Origin of the sequence: Nostocoides vanveenii, from assembly GCF_039531165.1 — a bacterium.
In the GTDB taxonomy this organism is placed as follows: Bacteria; Actinomycetota; Actinomycetes; order Actinomycetales; family Dermatophilaceae; genus Nostocoides_A; species Nostocoides_A vanveenii.
In genome coordinates this window covers 20,713-41,192 of the sequence record NZ_BAAAPN010000001.1, presented here as the reverse complement: position 1 = coordinate 41,192, position 20,480 = coordinate 20,713, and the positions used below count along the sequence as shown (strand labels likewise).

Annotated in this window: 18 protein-coding genes and 4 pseudogenes; 12 read left to right on the top strand and 10 right to left on the bottom strand. The window is 68.5% G+C overall.

Features of this window, described 5'->3' with window-relative positions; genetic code table 11:
* Nucleotides 1-242 precede the first annotated feature (242 nt).
* The 3 genes and pseudogenes from ABD209_RS00185 to ABD209_RS19690 all read right to left on the bottom strand — a co-directional run.
* Nucleotides 243-1,070: an ABC transporter permease subunit gene (locus tag ABD209_RS00185; RefSeq protein WP_344060367.1), complete on the bottom strand. Its 828-nt coding sequence runs from the start codon at nucleotides 1,068-1,070 to the stop codon at nucleotides 243-245.
* A gap of 152 nt (nucleotides 1,071-1,222) precedes the next feature.
* Nucleotides 1,223-1,543, bottom strand: a complete 321-nt coding sequence (locus tag ABD209_RS00180; RefSeq protein ID WP_344060401.1) for a substrate-binding domain-containing protein — start codon at nucleotides 1,541-1,543, stop codon at nucleotides 1,223-1,225.
* Nucleotides 1,544-1,694: 151 nt separating this feature from the next.
* Nucleotides 1,695-1,760 (bottom strand): annotated as a pseudogene (locus ABD209_RS19690) (hypothetical protein); the annotation flags it as partial.
* 288 nt (nucleotides 1,761-2,048) lie between these two features.
* On the opposite strand from ABD209_RS19690, the gene ABD209_RS00170 reads away from it, so the two are divergent.
* Nucleotides 2,049-2,300: a substrate-binding domain-containing protein gene (locus ABD209_RS00170; protein WP_344060398.1), complete on the top strand. Its 252-nt coding sequence runs from the start codon at nucleotides 2,049-2,051 to the stop codon at nucleotides 2,298-2,300.
* Between the two features lie 257 nt (nucleotides 2,301-2,557).
* Here ABD209_RS00170 and ABD209_RS00165 read toward each other — a convergent pair whose 3' ends face one another.
* The 4 genes from ABD209_RS00165 to ABD209_RS00150 form a co-directional block, all read right to left on the bottom strand.
* On the bottom strand, nucleotides 2,558-3,457 hold the full coding sequence (locus ABD209_RS00165) for a restriction endonuclease (RefSeq protein WP_344060361.1): 900 nt from the start codon (nucleotides 3,455-3,457) through the stop codon (nucleotides 2,558-2,560).
* 346 nt (nucleotides 3,458-3,803) lie between these two features.
* Complete coding sequence (locus ABD209_RS00160; RefSeq protein ID WP_344060358.1) at nucleotides 3,804-4,652, bottom strand: shikimate dehydrogenase family protein; 849 nt, start codon at nucleotides 4,650-4,652, stop codon at nucleotides 3,804-3,806.
* 53 nt (nucleotides 4,653-4,705) lie between these two features.
* Complete coding sequence (iolD, locus tag ABD209_RS00155) at nucleotides 4,706-6,619, bottom strand: 3D-(3,5/4)-trihydroxycyclohexane-1,2-dione acylhydrolase (decyclizing) (RefSeq protein ID WP_344060355.1); 1,914 nt, start codon at nucleotides 6,617-6,619, stop codon at nucleotides 4,706-4,708.
* 57 nt (nucleotides 6,620-6,676) lie between these two features.
* A complete protein-coding gene (locus tag ABD209_RS00150) occupies nucleotides 6,677-7,756 on the bottom strand; it encodes a transaldolase family protein (RefSeq protein WP_344060352.1) in 1,080 nt (359 codons plus the stop codon).
* 159 nt (nucleotides 7,757-7,915) lie between these two features.
* Between ABD209_RS00150 and ABD209_RS00145 the strand changes: the two genes are divergently transcribed.
* The 5 genes and pseudogenes from ABD209_RS00145 (at nucleotide 7,916) to ABD209_RS00125 (ending at nucleotide 12,199) form a co-directional block, all read left to right on the top strand.
* On the top strand, nucleotides 7,916-9,415 hold the full coding sequence (locus ABD209_RS00145; protein ID WP_344060349.1) for a CoA-acylating methylmalonate-semialdehyde dehydrogenase: 1,500 nt from the start codon (nucleotides 7,916-7,918) through the stop codon (nucleotides 9,413-9,415).
* A 59-nt stretch (nucleotides 9,416-9,474) separates the two neighbouring features.
* The gene (locus tag ABD209_RS00140) at nucleotides 9,475-9,810 is read left to right on the top strand and encodes a hypothetical protein (RefSeq protein WP_344060346.1); all 336 of its coding nucleotides are present in this window, start codon (nucleotides 9,475-9,477) and stop codon (nucleotides 9,808-9,810) included.
* Between the two features lie 15 nt (nucleotides 9,811-9,825).
* A pseudogene (locus ABD209_RS00135) lies at nucleotides 9,826-10,239 on the top strand (TIM barrel protein); the annotation flags it as partial.
* A 167-nt stretch (nucleotides 10,240-10,406) separates the two neighbouring features.
* Nucleotides 10,407-11,650, top strand: a pseudogene (locus ABD209_RS00130) (KUP/HAK/KT family potassium transporter); the annotation flags it as partial.
* On the top strand, nucleotides 11,630-12,199 hold the full coding sequence (locus ABD209_RS00125; RefSeq protein WP_425564513.1) for a KUP/HAK/KT family potassium transporter: 570 nt from the start codon (nucleotides 11,630-11,632) through the stop codon (nucleotides 12,197-12,199). The pseudogene ABD209_RS00130 and the gene ABD209_RS00125, both read left to right, overlap by 21 nt.
* A 68-nt stretch (nucleotides 12,200-12,267) precedes the next feature.
* Here the strand turns inward: ABD209_RS00125 and ABD209_RS00120 are convergent, their stop codons facing one another.
* The gene (locus ABD209_RS00120; protein WP_344060337.1) at nucleotides 12,268-13,005 is read right to left on the bottom strand and encodes a GntR family transcriptional regulator; all 738 of its coding nucleotides are present in this window, start codon (nucleotides 13,003-13,005) and stop codon (nucleotides 12,268-12,270) included.
* Nucleotides 13,006-13,100: 95 nt separating this feature from the next.
* Here ABD209_RS00120 and iolC point away from each other — a divergent pair, with 95 nt between their 5' ends.
* From iolC to ABD209_RS00095, 6 genes and pseudogenes are all read left to right on the top strand, one after another.
* Nucleotides 13,101-14,066, top strand: coding sequence for a 5-dehydro-2-deoxygluconokinase (iolC, locus tag ABD209_RS00115; protein ID WP_344060334.1), 966 nt, complete (start codon nucleotides 13,101-13,103; stop codon nucleotides 14,064-14,066).
* On the top strand, nucleotides 14,063-14,941 hold the full coding sequence (locus tag ABD209_RS00110) for a Cgl0159 family (beta/alpha)8-fold protein (protein WP_344060331.1): 879 nt from the start codon (nucleotides 14,063-14,065) through the stop codon (nucleotides 14,939-14,941). Before iolC ends, ABD209_RS00110 begins: the two co-directional genes overlap by 4 nt.
* On the top strand, nucleotides 14,938-15,837 hold the full coding sequence (gene iolB / locus ABD209_RS00105) for a 5-deoxy-glucuronate isomerase (RefSeq protein WP_344060328.1): 900 nt from the start codon (nucleotides 14,938-14,940) through the stop codon (nucleotides 15,835-15,837). Before ABD209_RS00110 ends, iolB begins: the two co-directional genes overlap by 4 nt.
* A gap of 243 nt (nucleotides 15,838-16,080) precedes the next feature.
* Nucleotides 16,081-16,236 (top strand): annotated as a pseudogene (locus ABD209_RS19685) (alcohol dehydrogenase catalytic domain-containing protein); the annotation flags it as partial.
* A gap of 41 nt (nucleotides 16,237-16,277) precedes the next feature.
* Nucleotides 16,278-16,997, top strand: coding sequence for a zinc-binding dehydrogenase (locus ABD209_RS00100; protein WP_344060326.1), 720 nt, complete (start codon nucleotides 16,278-16,280; stop codon nucleotides 16,995-16,997).
* A gap of 59 nt (nucleotides 16,998-17,056) precedes the next feature.
* Nucleotides 17,057-18,061: a Gfo/Idh/MocA family protein gene (locus ABD209_RS00095; protein ID WP_344060324.1), complete on the top strand. Its 1,005-nt coding sequence runs from the start codon at nucleotides 17,057-17,059 to the stop codon at nucleotides 18,059-18,061.
* A 222-nt stretch (nucleotides 18,062-18,283) separates the two neighbouring features.
* On the opposite strand, the gene ABD209_RS00090 is transcribed toward ABD209_RS00095, so the two are convergent.
* Together ABD209_RS00090 and ABD209_RS00085 are read right to left on the bottom strand one after the other, a co-directional pair.
* Entirely contained in the window at nucleotides 18,284-18,997 is a 714-nt protein-coding gene (locus ABD209_RS00090; RefSeq protein ID WP_344060321.1) for a diacylglycerol/lipid kinase family protein, read from the bottom strand.
* Nucleotides 18,998-19,282: 285 nt separating this feature from the next.
* Nucleotides 19,283-20,473, bottom strand: a complete 1,191-nt coding sequence (locus tag ABD209_RS00085; protein ID WP_344060318.1) for a phytanoyl-CoA dioxygenase family protein — start codon at nucleotides 20,471-20,473, stop codon at nucleotides 19,283-19,285.
* Between the last annotated feature and the right edge of the window lie 7 nt (nucleotides 20,474-20,480).

Here is a 20,480-nt window from a genome sequence, read left to right as displayed (position 1 = left end):
AGCCATCTCGACGTCCGCTTCGAACTGGCCCGTCAGATCGGTGAATCCCGAAGGCGCTCGCGCATCCCCGTCGGCGCGATCGTCACGCGCGAGCTCGGCACCTACTTAACCGGTTATGCCGCCGACCGGCATCGTCGAGGAGATACTGCGGAATATGTTCCTCGGTAAGCCCGCCGGCAACACCGACCGGCCCCATCCCACTCGACGGGGCTGAATCGGCCACTCGACGGGAAATCTGGGGATCAGCTGAGGGGGGCGGGGGCACCCTCGTCCACCTCGAGGCGCAGTGACCGCAGTTGGTCCTCGATGGGCCAGGCCTGGGTGCCGAGATCCGTCATCGTCCGTGCCCCTGACATCGAGGTGTCGAAGGGCACGGGCGCCGGGATGCGCGCCTCGTCGGGCGGCGGCCCGAAGTCCAGCTGTGCCGGGTCGAGGTCGAAGACCCGGCAGGTCGCCTCCGCCAACTCCCGGCGTGTCACCGCGCTCCCACCAGCGAAGTGCAGCACGCCCTCGGCCCCCCGGTCGACGGCCCTCCCCAGGAGTGCCCCGATCTCCGCGGACGCGATCGGTGTCGCGACATTGTTGATCAGGGGGTCCTCCCAGACCGTGAAGCGCCCGCCGGCGCGCAGCACGTCGACCAGCGCCAACACGAAGACGATGAAGGACGGCAGTCCGGTGAGCATGACCAGCCAGCCGTTGATCAGTCCGATGCACGCCGCGAAGGCGAAGGTCAGCAGGATGGCCGGCCACATGCTCAGGCCGAAGTGGGTGGTCAGCAGGCCCGCGAGGAGGCCGGAGGTGCCGATCATGACGCCGGAGCTGAGGTCGAACTCGCCGGAGATCATCAGCAGCGCGACCGGGACGGCGACGATGCCGGTGCTGGCCGCGACATCGGTCCAGCGGGCGGTGCCGGCGATGGTGGCGAAGGTGCCGTTCTTGTCGACCAGGGCGAACATGACATAGATGACGACCGCGCCGAGGAAGGCGCCGAGCTCGGGGCGGCGCAGCATACGGGTCAGCGATGAGGTCGTGGCGACGCGTTCGTCGACGCGCGGACTAGCGGTGGACATACGGAAACCTCCGTGAGGGACGGATGCGGGCGACATACGGTCCGGAGGCGGCCTCCGGTCGGGTGCGGGCCGATCGGCGTATGCCGTGGCCGCGCCGGCGGCTGCGCGCCGGCGGGGCGGTGGCGGGTCGGGCCCGCCACCGCGAGCGTGGATCAGCGAGTGCCGGCGTCGGCGAGCTTCTGGACCAGGTCGGCGTTCTCCTTGGTCACGAAACCGGGGCCGGTGTACATCGGCTTGCCGCCACCGAGGACCAGGCCGTCGAGCTTGTTGACGTAGAGCAGGACGACGGGCAGGTAGCCCTGGGCGTACTGCTGCTGGTCGATGGCGAACTCCATCTTCCCGTCCTTGATCGCCTGCACGGCGTCGCCGGAGAGGTCGAGGGTGCCGATCTTGATGCCGCGGTTCACAGCCTCGGCGGCCGGGATCGCCGCACCGGTGGCGATGTCGGCGTTGAGGGAGAAGATGCCGTCGATGTCCTTCTCCGACTCCAGCTAGGCCTGGATCTCGGCCTCGCTCTTGGAGATGTCGGCCAGGCCGGCGGACAAGGTTGGCGAAGACGGCGCTGCCGGAGTTCATGGTGACGATGGGGATGCCGGCCGCGGTGGCCTTGCCGAGGGCGCCCTTGATGGCGTCGGGGATGGGCGCGGAGACGGCGATGCCCTGGTACCCGGCGCTGACGCCGGCCTCGATGAGCTGGGCCTGCTTGGCCGGGTCGTTGTTGGACTCCTAAGTACTCGAAGGTGACACCAAGGTCCTCGGCGGCCTTCATCGCGCCCTTCTTCGCGACCGACCAGAAGCCGCCGCCGTCGCCGTGGGTGTACATGCACAGCTTGATCGACTTGTCGCGGCCTGCCCGAGCTCGTCATCGAGGCGGCGTTCACGGCCGAAGGCGGCGCCGCCGGCGCCGAGGCGATTCTGCGTATGTCGAACCCCCCCACCGCGGTGTATGCCGCCAACGACTAGAACGCTGTCGGCGCGATCGGGCGGTTCCGGGCCGCCGGCCTGCGGGTGCCGGAGGACATCAGCGTGGTCGGCGTCGACGACTCCGCGCTCGCGGCATTGGAGATGGTGTCGCTGACGAGCGTGCGTCAGTCGGTCGAGGAGTTTGGCCTGGTCGCGGTGGACATCGTCCAGGACCGGATGCGCGGCGCCGACGGCCCCAGGCGCGTCGACCGCCTCGCCACCACTCTGGTCGAACGCTCCACCACGGCCCCCGCCCCCGCACCCTGACGTCGAGAGGCCGGTTCAGCCCCGTCGAGAGGCCGGTTCAGCCCCGTCGAGAGGCCGGTTCAGGCCTATCGAGTGGACGGAGCCCCCTCGTGGGCGGTGACGGCTCGTCGGCGAGTAGCCGGTCATCGAGGCGCCCTCGCCTAGGTGGTACCTCGGGGACCCTAGCCGCCATCGATCGTGATCCGGCCCGCCTGGACCAGTGTGGCTGGAGTGCGTGGGCACCATGTGAGCTCGATCCCGGACCACGTTCGTCAGCCTCAGTCGAAGAAGTCTTCGTCGATCTCGACGATCTGGACCGTCCGCTTGACCTGAACCCCGACGCCGTAGCGGATCATGAGGGCGGCGAGCCGCTGGCCATCGACGAGCACGACGCGGGTCGCGATGCCCTTGGCGTAGTCTCTGGCGCCCGAGCTGAAACCTGCCGTCGTGAGGTAAACGCCTTGGTTCGCGGCGTTGCCGTGCAGGGCGCCGACGAAGGCCTGGATCTCTGGCCGGCCAATGCTTGCGCCGAGCGCGTAGCGCTTGGCCTGCACGTAGACCCGGCTCAGGCCGAGGGCATCCTGGTCGATGACCCCGTCGATGCCGCCGTCATTGGATAGTTGGGTGCGCGTGGCGGTCCCCTCCGCGCCGCCGTAGCCCATCGCCATGAGCAGATCGAGCACCGCCTGCTCGAAGAACGCCGGCTCACGCTCGTGCAATCGGGTCAGCAGATCGGCGGAGACCTCATCGTGGATGCGGGCGATGCCGATCTCGATCTGCTCCACCGGGTCGAGCGCGGCCTCGTGGTCCGTCGACAGGGCGGGTCGCGCAGCGGTCTGGCGTGCACGGGTCCTCGGGATCGGCGGGGCATTTCGTATGCCGGCATTCTCGGCGGCCGTGAAGGTGTCACGCTCGGTGATCCCGTCAGGGTGTTCGGCGAGCAGGCGACGTCCGACGTCAGTGATGACGTACTGGCCGCGCGCCGGACGGTCGAGACCGCCGATCCGAGTCAGATGAGACGTGGCCCAACCGATCCTGTTCTCGTACATCGGCTGGCCGGACTTCAGGATCCTTGCACGCTCTTCGTCGGTGAGTTCCGCTTCCGCGGCGACGTTGTCGTATAACCAACGGCGAGAACGCGTCTCGCCATCCGCCAGCGCGCGGAGCACGGTCGCCATGAACTGGTCCCACGTCGGCATCACCATCGGAGGGGCCCCAAGACATTCGCTTCCGCATCGAGGCGAAGAGACCTGCGCCACTTGGTTTGGAGGCAACGGCAGGGACCGAGGCGGAGGGATCGCGATGGCGACAGCGGTGAACGTCCCCCGGGCGCTGTCGGTGGGTGATCTGCTCGATGTCCTCGATAGGTTTGCCGACGCCGCCGGGCCAGAGAGCACCCCAGAGGCGGTCGCTGTTGCTCTTCGGCACTTCGGTGATCACGCGGCCAGGGTATGTGTCGACGAACCGAACCGGCCTCTCGACGTGGCTGAACCGGCCTCTCGACGAAAAGTGGTGGTGGGTTCGTCAGCCGGCGAGGGTGGCCTCCAGGGCCGCGCGCATGACGTCGCGGTCGGGCTCGACGCCGGTCCATAGGTGGAAGTTCACGGCGGCCTGGCCCACCATCATCCCGACCCCGTCGAGGGCGGTGGCGCCGGCGGCGCGAGCGGCGCGGACATACGCCGTCGGTGTCGCACTGACCACGACGTCCGCGGCGATGAGCCCGGGCCGCAGGCTCGCGACATCAATGTCGACCATCGCGTCGGGATCGCCGAAGCCGACGCTGGTCGCATTGACGAGGATGTCGGCGGTGGGGGGAACGGCATACGCCCCCTCCCACCCCTTGGCGTATGCGGGCACACCGGTCGCCTGGGTGACATAGGCACCCAGCGTGCTCGCCTCGTCGGCCTCGCGTCCCACGAGGGTGATCGAGGCGGCGCCGGCCAATGCCGTCTCGACGGCCACGGCGCGGGCGGCGCCACCGGTGCCGAGAACCACAATGTGGGCGCCTTCGGGTGTCCGCACCTGCGTCAGGGCCGCGACGAAGCCCTGGCCATCGGTGTTGTGGCCGATCAACCCATCGTCGGTCGCCACCACACAGTTGACGGCACCGATGATCTCGGCCGAAGGCGCGAGCGCGTCGATGAGGTCGATGACGGTCCGCTTGTGCGGGATCGAACAGTTGAAGCCCGCCCAGCCCATGGCCCGGGCCCCGGACACGGCGGCCGCGAGTTCCTCCGAACCGATGTCGCAGTTGAGATAGCGGGCATCGAGGCCATGGTGGCGATACGCGGCCTCCATGGCGACAACCGTCGGGTTGTCGGCGGCGGGCGTGGAGAAGGAGCCGGTGATGATCCCGAGGTAGGTGCGCGGCATACGAAACTCAAGCACCGGACGGGAGTCGCCGCAATGCGGCGTCCGGTGGGCGATCAGACGTAGAAGCGCTGCGCCTTCTTGGCCTCGACATGCTCGATGTATGCCGTTCGCGTCGACTCCAGGTCGCTCACCTGCGCGACCGGCACGTCCCACCACGCGGTGCCCGGCGGGTTGGGGCCGGTCAGGTCGGTCTCGATGTAGAGCACGGTCACTCCGGGGCTGTCGGCCGTCTCGGTGAACTTCGCGTGGAAGTCGGCGATCCCGTTGCAGCGCAGCACATTCGCGCCCCAGGATGCCGCATTGGCCGCGAGGTCGAAGGGCACGTCGGCCCCGTCGAGCCGGCCAGTTGCCGCATTGCGCATCCGGTATTTCGTGCCGAACCCTTGCGAGCCGCGCGACTCCGATAGCGCCCCGATCGAGGCGAACCCGTGGTTCTGCAGCAGCACCAGGGTCAGGTCCAACCCCTCCGACACTGCGGTCGCGATCTCCATCGGGAGCATCTGATAGGTCCCGTCGCCGACGATCGCGACGACGCGGTTGCCGCCCGGCAGCGCGAGCCGCGCACCGATCGCCGCTGGGATCTCGTAGCCCATGCACGAGAACGCATACTCCACGTGGTACTGCACGGGAGTCGTTGCCCGCCAAAGACATTGGAGATCACCGGGCATCGAGCCGGCCGCGTTGATGACGACATCCTCGGGTCCCATCAGCTCGTTGAGCGCGCCGAAGACCTCGGTCTGTGCGGGCAAGGGCCCGTGGTCGCGGTGGTAGCACGCGTCGACCTCACGCTGCCAGGCCGCGTCGAGGTCGATCGCCTCCTGCCGGTATGCCGCGTCCACCTGCCACCCGGACATCGCCGCCGTCAACCCCTCCAGCGCCGCGCGCGCGTCGGCTACGACCATGGTCGCGCCGTGCTTCATCGCGTCGAACCCCAGGGTGTTGATGTTGACGAAGTGCACCTCCGGGTCGGCGAAGATCGTGTGCGAGGCGGTCGTGAAGTCGGAGTAGCGCGTCCCGATGCCGATGACGACATCGGCCGAGCGAGCCAGCGCGTTCGCCGCGGACGATCCGGTGGACCCGACCGCACCCACCGAGGACGGGTGATCCCAGTTGATTGCGCCTTTCCCCGCATGAGTGTCGGCCACGGGAATCCCTGTCGCAGAGGCAAACTCGCGCAGTTGCGCGGACGCATCGGCATACACCACGCCACCGCCGGCGACCACCAGCGGGCGCTTCGCCGACCGGATGATCTCGACCGCACGTGCCAGCGCCGCGGGCTCGGGCACCGGCCGGCCGACATGCCACACGCGCTTGCGGAAGAAGGCGAGCGGCCAGTCATACGCCTCGGCCTGGACGTCCTGCGGCAAGGCGATGGTGACCGCGCCGGTGTCGGCCGGGTCGGTGAGGACGCGCATCGCGTTCAACAGCGACGGGATGAGCTGCTCGGGCCGGTTGATCCGGTCGAAGAAGCGCGACACCGGCCGGAAGCAGTCGGTCACCGCGGTGTCTAGGGTCTGCGGCGATTCCAGTTGTTGCAGAACGGGATCCGGGATGCGATTGGCGAACTGGTCGGAGGGGAAGAGCAGGACCGGGATGCGGTTGGTGGTCGCCAGCGCGGCGCCGGTGATCATATTCGTCGCCCCCGGCCCGATCGACGTCGTCACCGACATCACCTGCAGCCGATTGCGTGTGCGCGCATAGGCGGTCGCCGCGTGCACCCCGCTCTGCTCGTTGCGAATCAGGTAATAGGGCACGTGCCCGGCCGCGAGCGGATCCTGCGCCCCCGACTCCTCGAAGGAGATCTGGTCCTGCAGCAACGCCTGCCCGACTCCGCACACATTGCCGTGCCCGAAGATCCCGAACATCCCGGTGACGAGCCGCTGCTCGACCCCGTCGCGCTCGGACCATTGCGCCCCAAGGAATTTCACGATGGCCTGGGCCGTGGTCAACCGGATCGTCTCGCTCATGCCTGCCTCACGTTCGTGCTCGGATGCGTTGGGTCTGCCGCTATGGTGCCCGGTCGATCAGGGTGCGGGCACGAGGATGTCGCGCACCAGGTGGTCGAGCTCCTCATCGGCACCGAGGAACTGACGCATGGTCTTGCGGGTGGCGCCGAAGCCGTCGAACTCGGCGATCGTCATACCGTCGGGATCGTAGGCACGCCGGAACTCGGGGAGCTCAGAGAGCGCATCGATGATCGCGGGATCGACGGGGATCGCCATCCGGTCCTCGACCACGACCTCGCACTCGTCCTGAATGCGTTGCTGCCACGCGAACGGTGGGGAGATCACGACATCGCCACCGACGAATTCCGACCAATGCTTGGTGTTGCGGAAGGCCGCGGATAGCAGACGAGAGCGGAAGCCGCGCTCCTGGAAAATCCCATAGGCCCGTTTGAAGGCCGCGACACCGGCCCACTCCAGGTAGGTGGGGTCGATGTCCACACCATCGCGCGCGACGCAGTCCTTGAGCCAGTCATCCAGTCGCCCGACCATGATGGTCACGACGTGCCCCATGGCCGAGACATCGTGTCCGGCAGCCTCGCGCGTCGCCATACCCCGCTCGATTGCCTCGGCTGCGGCAATCGCCTGCGGCACCGAGAAGGAGACGGTGACATTGATCGAGACGCCGCGCGCGACGGCGTCCTCGATCGCCGCGATCCCGTTGGCCGTCGCCGGAATCTTGACGATGACATTGGGGGCCACCCGGCTGAAAGCCTCGGCCTGGTCGGCTAGCGCCACCGCGTCCCGCGCTAGGCGGGGATCGGTCTGCATCGACAGGCGCCCATTGCGCCCCCCGAACTTTTCGTATGCCGGCAGCAGCATCGCCGCCGCCTCGAGCGAGATCTCCTCCACGACTTGCCAGCCGATCTGGGATTCGGAGGCGGTCGGGCGTTCGGCGGCGATCTGGGCCATCCGGTCCGACCAGCGCGGCAGGTCCGCTTTGACGCAACTGACGGCAATCACCGGGTTGCAGGTGGCGCCCACGGCACCCCAGGCGATCGACTGCGCCAACTCGCGCGGGTCGGCGCTGTCGTTCCACAGCACGGTGGGCTCGCTCGCGGTCATGGCCTCGAGCGGGGTGGTGGTCGTGGTCGTGGTCACGGAGAACTCCTGGTGCCGAGAGGGCCGGGCGTCACCCGGTGTGCTGTCTGAATGTTAGGACAATAGGACTATTCGCGCAAGCGGCGGAACGCTCACAGCGGACGCGAACATATGGTACTTTGTCCTAACAAAGTCCTCCGGAACGAAAGTGCGCGCGCCATGAGCCCGACCCGTATCACCCATCTGATCGCCGGCACCGAATGGACCGGGACCGCCGAGCGCACCTCGCCCGTCTACAACCCGGCGACCGGTGCACAGACCGGCGTGCTCGACCTGGCCTCCAAAGCTCTCGTCGACGAGGTCGCGGCATCGGCCAAGGCGGCCTGGGAGTCGGAGTGGCAGAACGCCTCGCTGACCAAGCGGACGCAGGTGCTCTTCAAGTTCCGTGAGCTGCTCAATGCCAAGAAGGAGGAGATCGGCGCGCTGATCACTGCCGAGCACGGCAAGGTGCACTCCGACGCCGTCGGCGAGGTCACACGCGGCCTCGAAGTCGCCGAGTTCGCCTGCGGCATACCGCACTTGCTCAAGGGCGGCTTCTCCGAGAATGTCTCGACGCGCGTCGATGTCTACTCGATCCGGCAGTCCCTCGGCGTGGTGGCCGTCATCTCGCCCTTCAACTTCCCGGCCATGGTGCCGCTGTGGTTCGTGCCGATCGCCATCGCGTGCGGCAATGCCGTCATCATCAAGCCGTCTGAGAAGGACCCGTCGGCCGTGAATGCCGTTGCGGCACTGTGGAAAGAGGCCGGCCTGCCGGACGGCGTCCTCAATGTCGTCCACGGCGACAAGGAAGCCGTCGATGCTCTCCTGGACAGCCCCGACGTCCGCGCCGTGTCCTTCGTCGGCTCCACCCCGATCGCCAAATATGTGTATGAGCGCGGCACCGCCAATGGCAAGCGCGTCCAGGCCCTCGGTGGCGCCAAGAACCACATGCTCGTCCTGCCCGACGCCGACCTCGACCTCGCCGCCGACGCCGCCGTCAACGCGGGCTTCGGCTCGGCCGGCGAGCGCTGCATGGCGATCTCTGCGCTGCTCGCGGTCGAGCCGGTGGCCGACGACCTGATCAGCAAGATCACCGACCGGATGGGCAAGCTCGTCACCGGCGACGGCACCCGCGGCACCGACATGGGCCCGCTCGTCACCCGCGAGCACCGCGACAAGGTCGCCTCCTATCTCGACAAGGGCACCGAGGCCGGCGCCACCCTGGTCGTCGACGGACGCGACGGCGATGTCGACGCGGATGGCGACGGCTTCTTCCTCAAGCCGACACTCTTCGACAATGTCACCCCCGGTATGCCCGTCTACGACGACGAGATCTTCGGCCCGGTGCTCTCGGTGGTCCGCGTCGCGTCCTACGACGAGGGCCTGAAGCTGATCAACGACAACCCCTACGGCAACGGGACAGCGATCTTCACCAATGACGGCGGTGCCGCGCGGCGCTTCCAGAACGAGGTCGAAGTCGGCATGGTCGGCATCAACGTCCCGATCCCCGTCCCAATGGCCTACTTCTCCTTCGGCGGCTGGAAGGCCTCGCTCTTCGGCGACTCCCACGCCCACGGCATGGAGGGCGTGCACTTCTTCACCCGCGGCAAGGTCGTCACCTCGCGCTGGCTCGACCCCAGCCACGGCGGCCTGAACCTGGGCTTCCCGCAGAACCAGTAGGCGAGCGCCCGAGATGGCGGCCGGATCGAGCCCGTTCCCTGCTCGCGGCGAGCAGCGAGATGCTGTTCGCCGACCTGCCCAAACCGGAGCGGATTCGGCGGATCCACGACCTCGGCTTCGCCGTCGAGATCTGGGATTGGCGCGGTCACGACCTCGACGCCCTCGAGCACCTGGCCGGTGAGGGCGTGGTCTTCACGTCGATGACCGGCTACACCGAGGGCACGCTGGCCGACTCCGCCGGCGCCGACCGGCTGCTTGCGACGGCCGCGGAGTCGATCGCGGTGGCTCGCCGCATCGGCGCACGCCACCTCAACATCCACGGCACCGGACTCGACGGGCGCGGCCAACCGGTCGTGCCCGTCGACCCGGCCGTCGGTCTCACGTCGAGCAGGTAGGCGACGGCCCGATCGACTCTGCAACGGATCGCCGAACTCGCGGAGCGTCACGATCTGACCTACAGCCTGGAGAACCTCAACACCGCCGTCGACCACCCGGGCACGCCGTTCGCGCGGGCGGCCGACACCCTGGCGTTGGTGCGGGCAATCGACAGCCCGCATTTGTCGCTCAACCTCGATCTTCACCACGCCCAGATCGGTGAAGGAAACCGCATCGAGCTCTGCCGGGCAGCCCTGCCGTGGGTCGGCGAGATCCAGGTAGCCGACGTGCCGGGCCGGTGTGAACCCGGCACCGGTGAGATCAACTACCGCGGCGTCGCAAAAGCCTTGCAGGACATGGGGTATGCCGGCGTGATCGGCCTGGAGGGCTGGCCCAGCGGGTCGAGCGAGGACGCGCTCGCGGCCTTCTGCTCCGCCTTCACGCTCTGACGCGGCTCGGCCGATGAGGCCGGGCCGCGCGGGGGGTGGGGGATCGGGCATACGCTGATGTCGTGCGTGCTGCATGAGCGCCGACCACCGCACGGGGTCGGCGCCTTTTGATTCTCGGAGCCCTCGGCGTCGTGTTCGGGGACATCGGCACCAGTCCCCGCTACGCCATGCAGACCGTCTTCGGCCTCGACGGCGGCATCGTGACCCCCACACGAGACAACGCGCTCGGCGTGATGTCGACCATCGTCTGGTCGATCATATTGATCGTCTCGATCAAATACGTCCGGTTCGTGCTCCGCGCGGACAATGACGGCGAGGGCGGGGTGCTCTCGTTGGCCTTCCTCGCACGGCAATCGGTGCGGCCAGGCGGCAAGCGGTTCCGGCTCGTCATGCTCCTCGGGGTTATCGGGGCCGCTCTCTTCTACGGCGACTCGGTCATCACCCCGGCGATCTCGGTGATGTCGGCGGTCGAGGGTCTCGAGGTCGTCTCGCCGGGCATGGCCCGCTGGGTCATCCCGATGGGGATCGTGATCATCACGGCGCTCTTCGCCGTGCAGAGCCGCGGCACCGAGCGGGTCGGCCGGCTCTTCGGCCCGATCATGGTCGGCTGGTTCGTCACGCTCGCCCTGCTCGGCATCCCGCACGTGATCGCGTATCCCCGCGCGTTGTGGGCGCTCTCGCCCCACCTCGCGATCCAGTTCGCCCTCGCGCACAAGCTGATCAGCTTCCTCGCGCTCGGCGGCGTCGTCCTCGCCATCACCGGCGCCGAGGCCCTGTATGCCGACATGGGCCACTTCGGCCGGCCCGCCATCCTCTCCGCGTGGTTCTGGTTGGTCTTCCCCAGCCTGACGCTCAACTACCTCGGCCACGCCGAGCTCATCGTCAAGGATCCGTCGACGGCGAGCCGGCCCTTCTTCTATCTGGCGCCGGCCTGGGCGACCCTGCCGCTGGTGGTCCTGGCCACTATCGCGACCGTCATCGCCTCGCAGGCGGTGATCTCGGGTGCCTATTCGGTCTCGCGGCAGGCCGAGCGTCTCGATTTCCTGCCCCGCCTGAGCGTGCATCAGACCTCCGAGCACCAGGCGGTCAGATCTATGTGCCGGTCGTCAACTGGCTGCTGTATGCCGGCGTGCTCATTTTGATGCTCACCTTTCGTAGCTCCGAGCATCTCGCCGTCGCCTACGGCCTCGCTGTCACGGGAACGCTCGTCCTGACCACGTGCCTGTTCCTGGTGTATGCCGATGCCGCCCTCGGCTGGCGACCCTGGCAACTCGCGGCCTTCGGGCTCCCCTTTCTGTGGCTGGAGTTGACCTTCGTCGGCGCGAATGCCACTAAGATCACCCATGGCGGCTGGCTGCCAATCCTGTTGGCTACGGTGATCGCCTTCGTGATGATCACCTGGCGACGGGGTCAGGAATTGGTCAAGGATCGCCGGGCCAAGCTCGAACGCCCGATCGGTGACTTCCTTGCGCAGGCGCGTTCGGGTGAGTTGCTGCGGATCAAAGGCACCGGTGTCTTTCTGCACGTCCGCGACGACACCGCGCCCTTGTCGCTCCGCGAATCGGTCGACTTCACCAACGTCCGCTACGAGCGTGTCGTCATCACCAACACCATCCGGATGAATGTCCCGCATGTGCCCGACGAGCAGCGGGTGACGATCGATGATCTTGGCGACGACTCGGACGGCGTATGGCTGGTCAGGCTGCGCTTTGGCTTCGCGGACGAGCAGGACATTCCCGCGGGCCTGGCGATCGCGGCTGCTCAGGGGCTGCCCGTCGACCCGGAGACCGCGCGCTACTACCTGTCCCGGATCTCAGTGCACGCGAGCGACCGGCCGGGCATGGCGCGGTGGCGCAAACCGGTGTATGTCGCTTTGTCCCACAACGCGGCCGACCCGACCAACTACTTCCACGTGCCGATCAGCCGGACCGTGGTCGTCGGGGCTCAGGTCTTCTTCTGACGCTTCACCGGCCTTTCGACGGGTCTGAACCGGCCTTTCGACGGGTCTGAACCGGCCTTTCGACGGGGTCAGTGGTCGTGGACGGTGACGTCGAAGGCGTACTGGTCGTAGCGGTAGCAGTGGTCGCCGAACTCCACGGCGGCACCCTCAGCGTCATACGCCCGGCGGGTCATCGTCAGCAGCGGATCGCCGGCCTTGAGGTCCAGCAACGTGCGCTCGGTTGCGGTCGGACGGCGGGCGCCGATCGTCTGATGGGCGATCACCGGGCGCACGCCACGGGCGCGAAGGGCGGCATACAGGGAGCCGCTCGCGATCTCATCGGCGGTGACGTCAGCAAAGCGTGGCGGAAGCCAGTTGTGCATGACAGCCGTCGGCACGCCACCGGCCAGGCGCAGCCGCTCGATGCTGACGAGCGCAGTTTCCGGCGTCAAGCCGAGCGCGGCGGCGGCCGCGGGATTCGTTGTCGCGGAATGGAAGCCGAGGACCTTGGTGGTCGGCTGCTGGCCGCGGCGGACCATATCGTCATAGAGGCTGGTCAGCTCGTCGCGCCGGTGAATGACCTGGCTCGCGACCGTGGTGCCCACGCCGCGGCGCCGCACGAGCAGACCGCGGGCGACGAGCTCGGCGATGGCCCGGCGCACCGTTGGCCGGGAGAGCGCGAGCCGGTCAGCGAGCGCGAGTTCGTTCTCGAAAGCATCGCCCGGCCCGAGTTGCCCGCTCTCGATCGCCGCGGTGAGTTGCTCGGCGAGTTGGTGATACAGGGGCACCGGGCTGGCGCGGTCGATAGTCACGGCAATGGGGATCACAAAGTTGAGCCTATGTCACCGATTGCACAACAGCCGAACAACCATATGTCCTAACAAAGATTGACACCTGCACGGTGACCCGCGAAGATGGCCGTATGACGCCGCGCTCGTTCGAGGTCCTCGCGATCGGCCGGGTCGGAGTGGATCTCTATCCGCTGCAGTCGGGGGTCGGGCTCGCCGATGTCACGAGCTTCGGGAAGTTTCTCGGCGGTAGTGCGGGAAATGTCGCCGTCGCAGCGGCTCGCTATGGGCACTCGGCGGCGCTCATCTCGCGCGTGGGCGCCGATCCGTTCGGCGTCTTCGTGCGCCGCTCGCTGACCGAGTTGGGGGTGGACGCCGACCTCGTCACGACGGACCCGGGCCTCCCGACGCCGGTGACCTTCTGCGAACTCTTCCCGCCGGACGACTTCCCGCTCTACTTCTACCGCTATCCGACGGCGCCGGATCTGCGCGTCGGGCCGGGCGAGATCCCGCCCGTGGCCGTCACCGAGAGCCGGCTGCTGTGGACCACGCTGACGGGCTTGTCCGCGGAGCCGAGCCGCACCGCCCACGCGACCGCTTGGGAGCTGCGACATGCCGCGGGGGGTGAGGATCGGCATACGGTCATCGACCTGGACTACCGGCCGATGTTCTGGCGCACCGAGGACGACGCCACGCGGGCAGCGGACGCCGCACTCGCCGCGAGCACGGTCGCAATCGGCAACCGGGACGAATGCCGGGTGGCCGTCGGTGAGACCGACCCGGACCGCGCGGCAGACGCCCTGCTCGAGCGCGGGATCGAGCTGGCCATCGTCAAGCAGGGGCCGCGCGGGGTGCTGGGCGCTACTGCGGACGAGCGTGTAGTCGTGCCGCCAACACCCGTCGAAGTGGTCAACGGCCTCGGCGCTGGGGACGCCTTCGGTGGCGCCGTGTGCCACGGCCTGCTCATGGGGTGGTCGCTTAACCGGACGCTCCGATTCGCCAGTGCCGCAGGGGCGTTCGTCGCAGGCTACCTGGAGTGTGCGTCGGCGATGCCGACCGAGACGCAGGTGCGGCACGTGATAGGCGAAGTGACCGGATGATCGACCTCGCCGCTCTCACCCGGCGCCGGATCGCGGAGCCCCAGGCAATTGCTGGTGCCTGGCAGACGCGCCTGCCGGCGACGCGCCCGGCCGACGGCCGCATTTTGCTGATTGCCGCCGACCACCCGGCGAGGGGCGCGCTGACGGTCCGGGGCGAGCCCCGCATGGCGGATCGCCGGGAGCTGCTAGGCCGGCTGGCAACGGCATTGAGCCGGCCGGGTGTCGATGGAGTGCTCGGCACGCCCGACATCCTCGAAGACCTCCTCCTCGCTGGTCTGCTGGAGGGCAAGCTCGTCATCGGCTCCATGAACCGCGGCGGCCTGCAGGGTGCGACATTCGAGTTCGACGATCGGTTCACGGCCTACGACGTGCCGACCATCGTCAACCACAATCTTGACGGTGGAAAGATGCTGACGCGCATCGCGCTTGACGATGCGGGCTCGGCTTCGACGCTGGAGGCGAGCGGGGCAGCGGTGACCGCGCTCGCGACTGCCCGCAAGCTCGCCCTGGTCGAGCCCTTCCTCAGCGCCCGGCGCGGCGTGCGCCGCGTCGAGAATCTCCTCGATCCCGACTCGGTCATCGCGTCCATCGCCATCGCCTCGGGCCTGGGGGCGAGCAGTGCCTACACCTGGCTGAAGCTGCCGGTCGTGGGCGAGATGGAACGCGTGCTCACCGCCACCACATTGCCGACGCTGCTGCTCGGCGGCGATCCCGCCGGCGACCCGGACCGGACGTATGCCGGCTGGGCCGCCGCCCTGGCCATCCCGCCGGCCGCCGGACTCGTCGTCGGCCGCGCATTGCTCTACCCGCCCGACGACGATGTCGCCGCTGCCGTCGACACCGCCGCCCGACTCGTCCATGGAGACCGCAAATGAGCACCGGAGACGACAACGCCGCCTGGGTCCGACTGGCGGGCGCTACCGCCACCGACGGCTGGGATGTTGACATCACCGACGGCATACCGGGTTGGGCGCACACGGGGCTGCTGCTCGCGACTCTTGCCGACGGCGACGAACGACGTGTCGATCTCGGCGAGCGCGAGGCGATCGTCGTCCCGCTCGCCGGCGGCGTGCACGTCCGGACGGAACGAGCGGGCGTCGTGGAGCAGGCCGAGCTCGCCGGCCGCGAGTCCGTGTGGGCGGGAGCGAGTGACGCGGCATACGTGCCGACGGGAAGCACACTGACCCTGACCGGCACCGGCCCGGCTCGAATAGCGATCTGTCTGGCGGCCGACGCGACCGGCACCGAGCCGCCACCCTTCCGGCACCTACCGGCGAGCGATGTGCCGGTCGAGTTGCGCGGGGCCGGGATCGCCTCCCGGCAGGTGCGCAACTTCGGCATTCCCGGCGTGCTCGAGGCCAACCGGATGATCGCCTGCGAGGTCATCACACCGGCTGGGAACTGGAGCTCCTGGCCACCGCACAAGCACGACACCGAGCGGCTTGGAGTGGAGTCGGAGCTGGAGGAGATCTACTACTTCCAGACCCGAAGCACCGACGCGCGAGGCACGGATCCAGTTGGCTACCAACGGGTTTACGCCGCCGGTGGGCGCCCGATCGATGTGCTCGCCGAGGTCCGGACCGACGACGTGGTGCTCGTGCCGCACGGCTGGCACGGACCCGCCGTCGCCGCGCCGGACGCCGATCTCTACTACCTCAATGTGATGGCTGGCCCCGGGCCTGAGCGGGCCTGGCTGATCTGCGACGACCCGGCGCACGCCTGGGTGCGCGAGACCTGGGCGTCGCAGCCGGTCGATCCCCGCCTGATCTGAGCGGTAAACCCCCGGCAGAACCGCAACGGGTCCTTGACCGCTTCGGTAGCGTCGGTGCTGAACATCCCAGCCGCCGCCTGACCCGACACCCGCGGCCAGCCACCACCACAGACACGCCGAGGCGGAAGGCGCACCACAGATGAAGCCGTCGTCTACGACGCACCCGAGAGCTTCGAGGTCAAGGAAATCCCCACCCCTGAGCCTGGCCCGGGCGAAGTCCGGATCAGGGTCACTCAGGTCGGCGTGTGCGGCACCGATGTCCACATCCACCACGGCGACGTCAATGCCGTCTTCCCGCTGACCCCCGGGCACGAGTGCGTCGGCACTGTGGACGCGCTCGGTGCTGATGTCGATCGCTTTGCTCTCGGCGAGCAGGTCACCGTCAACCCGAATATTCACTGCGGGACGTGCGACTACTGTCTCGAGGGCCGGCTCATTCTGTGCACCGACCTCAAGGGGTCGGCTCCAACTATCCGGGCTGCTTCGCGGAGTATGTCGTCGCCCCGGTCAACTTCGTCTACTCCGCCGAGGGAATCGACCCCGACACCGCGGTCTTTACCGAGCCAACCGCGTGCGCGATGCACGGTATCGAGACGCTGGCCGCCCGGCCGGGCTCGACGGCCCTCGTCTTCGTAGCGGGACCGACCGGGCTGCTCGTCGCTCAACTGCTCAAGCGCGGCGGCATCGCGCACGTTCCAGTGGCTGCGCCAACGGCATACAAGCTTGAGGCGGCGACGGCTCTCGGCATTGACGCGACAGTCGTGATCGACCGCACGGACAGCGCCGGCAACCTCGAGGCGCTGCGAGCGGCGTCCGGTCGCGACGGCTACGACTACGTCATCGAGGCCACCGGCTCGGTCGAGGTTGCCGAGATCTGCGTGCCGCTCACCCGAAATGGCGGGACGGTGCTGATCTACGGCGTCACGCGGGCCGACGAGGTTGTCCGCTTCCACCCCTTCGACGTCTTCCGGCGTGAGATCACCATCAAGGGCTCCTTCGCCGAGATCACCTCGTTCGCGGCCGCTATCCGCGCCCTGCGCTCCGGGCGAGCCAAGACCGACGGCATCATCACCCACCGGTTCTCCCTCGACGACTACGGCCAGGCGCTCGATGCCGTCGCGCATGATCGGTCCGCACACAAGGTGCTCATCGTCCCCTGACGTGGACGCCGGACGGCAAATGTCCTAACATTCCGTCAGCCCGATCACGAAGGAGCGCGATGCTCATCCTGCCCACCGCCCGGACGCCCGACCCGCGGACCGCCCCATCGCTGCGGTGGGGGATCCTCGGCACCGGATGGATTGCCGAGAAGTTCACAACCGCCTTGCGGCGCAACACCACTCAACGCGTGTATGCCGTTGGCTCACGATCGCAGGAGAGCGCGGAGCGCTTCGGGCGCACGGTGGCGGCCGAGCGGGCATACGGGTCCTACGAGGCGCTGGTCGCCGACCCCGACGTCGACATCATCTATGTCGCGACGCCGCACAACTACCACCACGAGCACGCGCTTCTCGCCATCGCCGCCGGCAAACACGTCTTGGTCGAGAAGCCGATCGCGGTGAGCGAGGCCGAGGCCCAGGACATCGCCAATCACGCTGCGGCGGCGGGAGTTTTCTGCATGGAGGCGTTCTGGACGCTCTTCCTGCCGAAGTACGACGTCCTGGCCCAACTCGTGCCGGACATCGAGGTCGACGCCGTGCTCGCCGACATGGGCGAGCACTTCACGCCGGATCACCGCATCTTCGACCCCGCGCTCGCCGGCGGGCCGCTCTTCGATATGGGCACCTATCCGCTCTCCATCGCGATGTGGGCGCTCGGTGACCCGATCTCGGTCACGGCATACGGCGCACCCGCGCCCAATGGCGTCAACGGGCAACTCGCGATCGCGATGCAGGGCGAGCGCGGCGGGGTGGGGGCGCTGCATACGTCGATCGTCGGTGAGACCCCGACGACGGCGACCTTCGCCGGCCTCAATCACACGGTGGTCGTCGACGGGCCGTTCTACCAGCCGGGCGGCTTCACGCTTACCACGCGCAGTGGCGAGCGCCTTCGGTATGACGAGCCGAAGGCGGCACACGAGGGCGGGCTGCACTTCCAGGCTGCCGCCGTCGCACGTCATCTCGCCGTCGGCGAGACCGCCTCGCCCATCCGCCCCCTGGCCGACTCGATCCGCCTGCTGCGCGTGATGGACACCATCCGTGCTCAGGTCGGCATCCCGGATTAGTGCGCGCGGGTGGGGCTACTCGCAGCGGGGCACTCGCACGATCAGTGCGCCGGGGTCCATCGTGATCTCCATGGTGCGCGCCTCGTCGAACCCATCCCCGTCCAACTCCACGCGTTGCGCGGGGTCGACCTCGATCCGGATTCGGTCACCTCGGGAGCGGGCGATGGCGTCGGAGTCGGCGCCGTCCGCTCCGCGGGCGAGCGTCCATACGGCACCGACCCATTAGGCGACCCCAGAGGGACAGACGACCACGGTGTCCAAGATGCCGTCGTCGATGAGCGCATCCGGGAAGAGCGTCAGCCCGGGCTTGAGGGTGCCGCAGTTGCCGACGACGACCGTGCGGATATCCGCAGCGTCGGTGCGCTCGTTGTCGGTGGTGATGTGGGCGCCGAAGGTGCTGCTGCGCAGATTCTTGGCACCGGAAACGACATAGGCGGGCCAGCCCATCGTCTTCTTCAGGCCCTCGGTCGCGTCGTCCATCATGGCCGCGTCGAAGCCCATGCCGGCCATCACCGTGAAGAGCTGACGCTCGCCACCGTCAACCACCGCGCACGCGGCGTCGATGCGCCGATCAAGCCCCGTGCACACGACCTCGACCGCGTCCTCCAGATCCGTCGGCGCCCCGAAGTTGCCCGCGAGCAGGTTGCCGGTCCCGCCCGGCAGCAACCCGAGCGGTATGCCGGTGCCCGCCAGCTCGTGCGCCACCGCCCGGACGGTGCCGTCGCCGCCGAGGGCGCAGACCAGACGGGCCCCGTCGCTGAGGACCTGTCGCGTCTGGCCGTATCCCGGGTCGTCTTCGGTGGTCTCGACCACGGTCGGCACGGGCAGACCGCGGCGCCCGAAGCCGGCGATGACCGACGCAATCGCGTCCTGGAGGTCGTCGCCGAATTTGGTTGGGTTGACGATCACCGCCGCGCTCTGGATTGCCTCGTTCACAGCGCCTCACGCTAGCTCGTCGGCTGGAATCATGGCGAGCATGGAGACCCCCGATGTCGAGCGTCATGCGCGGGAGGTGGGCGACTCCCGACCGGTCGAGATGGGCGCGCGCCTCGGCTATGCCGCCAGCGGATTGACGCTCGCTCGCCCGATCCCGCTCGCCCCGCCGGTGACGGCCGCTGTCTTCGCCTGCAATGCGCTCATGGGCCTACCTTCCGCTCGCTCCGTTGCACCGCCCCGGCACAGGCACAACGCTATTGCCGTATGCCGTTCGCCCGCCCCCGGTCAGTGGCTGAGCTTGGTCCAGGCCTGGTGCGCCAGGCGCTCGGCGAGCACGTCCGATGTCCAGCGTTCGGCGAGGGCGGTCTGCGCGAGATCGGCCTGGCTCGGCGGGGCCATCCCGCCGACCGGCTGGTCACGGTCCAGGTTGGAGGGGAAGGCATACCCCTCGGCGCTCGCGGCCACGACATGGTCGCCGAGGTCGAGCGGCATACCGTCATTGATCGCCGTGAGGAGCGCGGGATAGATGGCGTTGACCACCCGCTCGCGATTCACCGACTCCATCGCCCGCCCGAAGGCGGACGACACCTGCAGCAGGTTCGCCATCCGCTGGATGTCGGCGGAGACATTGGTCCCCGCGGCGTGCATCAGGGCGGGGTTGAACCACACCAGGTCGCCCTTGGTTAGCGGCAGCTGGATGTGGTTGGCGATGAAGTAGTCCTGGAAGTCCGGCTGCCAGTAGGCGAGGTAGCCGTGCGAATACTTTTGGCTGTGCGGGAGGTAGAGCGTCGGCCCGGCCTCGACGGGCATGTCGACGTGCGCGACCGCGCCTTGCAGGGTGAGCACCGCCGACAGTGCGTGCACATGCGCGGGATAGCGCGCGGCCTGGGCGCTGTCCATGAACCCGAGGTGATAGTCGCGGTGGACGGTCTGCGCTTTGCCACCCGGTCGCACGACGTTGGCCTGAGCCGTGACCTGATATCCGGGCCCGAGCCAGGCGCGCGCACCGAGGGCGACGAGGGCGTTGCTGTAGTAGGCGACGAAAGCCTCGGGATCGCGGACGGCGAGCTTCTCCAGCGCATTCCAGATGCGGTCATTCGCCCCGGGTTCGCCGAAGTGGTCGCCCTTCGGGCCGCCGGTTTCCTTCTCCTGCTTAATGATGGCGTCGTATGCCGTGCTCACCCGGTCGATGACCGCCGCCTCGAAGGCGCCCGTCAGGACCACGATCCCCGGGCCCGCCGCCCACGCCCGCGCCAGTTCAGCCTCGACCTCGGCGGACCGGCCCGCGGCCAGCGCGGCCCGCACCGTGGCGCCGTCGTAGCGGAGCACGCCCTGCTCGACTGCGCTCGCCGTGGGGTAGTCGGCAAGGTCCGTGGTGTCGTCGAGGATGGCCAGCAAATCGTCGAGCCGACAGTCCTCGGCGCGCAGCGCGCCGACGGGGATGGCCGGGTTGCGGCGGTAGGGCGCCGTGCTCATCGAATGG

Coding starts and splice junctions, on each gene's coding strand:
- ABD209_RS00185 (WP_344060367.1), bottom strand. CDS start 1,070: ATGTCCACCGCTAGTCCGCGCGTCGACGAACGCGTCGCCACGACCTCA.
- ABD209_RS00165 (WP_344060361.1), bottom strand. CDS start 3,457: ATGGCGACCGTGCTCCGCGCGCTGGCGGATGGCGAGACGCGTTCTCGC.
- ABD209_RS00160 (WP_344060358.1), bottom strand. CDS start 4,652: ATGCCGCGCACCTACCTCGGGATCATCACCGGCTCCTTCTCCACGCCC.
- iolD (WP_344060355.1), bottom strand. CDS start 6,619: ATGAGCGAGACGATCCGGTTGACCACGGCCCAGGCCATCGTGAAATTC.
- ABD209_RS00145 (WP_344060349.1), top strand. CDS start 7,916: ATGAGCCCGACCCGTATCACCCATCTGATCGCCGGCACCGAATGGACC.
- ABD209_RS00140 (WP_344060346.1), top strand. CDS start 9,475: ATGCTGTTCGCCGACCTGCCCAAACCGGAGCGGATTCGGCGGATCCAC.
- ABD209_RS00125 (WP_425564513.1), top strand. CDS start 11,630: ATGATCACCTGGCGACGGGGTCAGGAATTGGTCAAGGATCGCCGGGCC.
- iolC (WP_344060334.1), top strand. CDS start 13,101: ATGACGCCGCGCTCGTTCGAGGTCCTCGCGATCGGCCGGGTCGGAGTG.
- ABD209_RS00110 (WP_344060331.1), top strand. CDS start 14,063: ATGATCGACCTCGCCGCTCTCACCCGGCGCCGGATCGCGGAGCCCCAG.
- iolB (WP_344060328.1), top strand. CDS start 14,938: ATGAGCACCGGAGACGACAACGCCGCCTGGGTCCGACTGGCGGGCGCT.
- ABD209_RS00095 (WP_344060324.1), top strand. CDS start 17,057: ATGCTCATCCTGCCCACCGCCCGGACGCCCGACCCGCGGACCGCCCCA.
- ABD209_RS00085 (WP_344060318.1), bottom strand. CDS start 20,473: ATGAGCACGGCGCCCTACCGCCGCAACCCGGCCATCCCCGTCGGCGCG.